This window comes from Pseudomonas sp. HMSC063H08 (assembly GCF_001813645.1).
GTDB classification, from domain to species: Bacteria; Pseudomonadota; Gammaproteobacteria; order Pseudomonadales; family Pseudomonadaceae; genus Pseudomonas; species Pseudomonas aeruginosa.
Map to the genome: position 1 here is coordinate 1 of NZ_KV813376.1, position 235 is coordinate 235.

Below are 235 nucleotides of genomic sequence, written 5' to 3' on the forward strand. Positions count from 1 at the left end.
ATTCTGGGCTTCCTGTTGCAGCAGCAGGCGCAATCCTGCCCGGATGACTTCGCTGCGATTCTGATAGCGGCCGGTCTCCACCAGCTCGTTGATATCCTGCTCCAGCGGATCGGGAAGGACGACGTTTCGCGTTGCCATGAGGTACTCCAGTCGGCAGATAGCTAGTGGCATAATATGCCATAAGGCTTGCCAAATCATCTTTTTCGGCGTATAGGTGATAGCAGGATGCCTCCCT

Annotated in this window: 1 protein-coding gene; it reads right to left on the reverse strand. The window is 54.9% G+C overall.

Features of this window, described 5'->3' with window-relative positions; all coding sequences use genetic code 11:
* Window positions 1-138: type II toxin-antitoxin system ParD family antitoxin (locus HMPREF2924_RS07590; protein WP_116430289.1), on the reverse strand; the 138-nt coding region annotated here is incomplete at its 3' end.
* Window positions 139-235 lie beyond the last annotated feature (97 nt).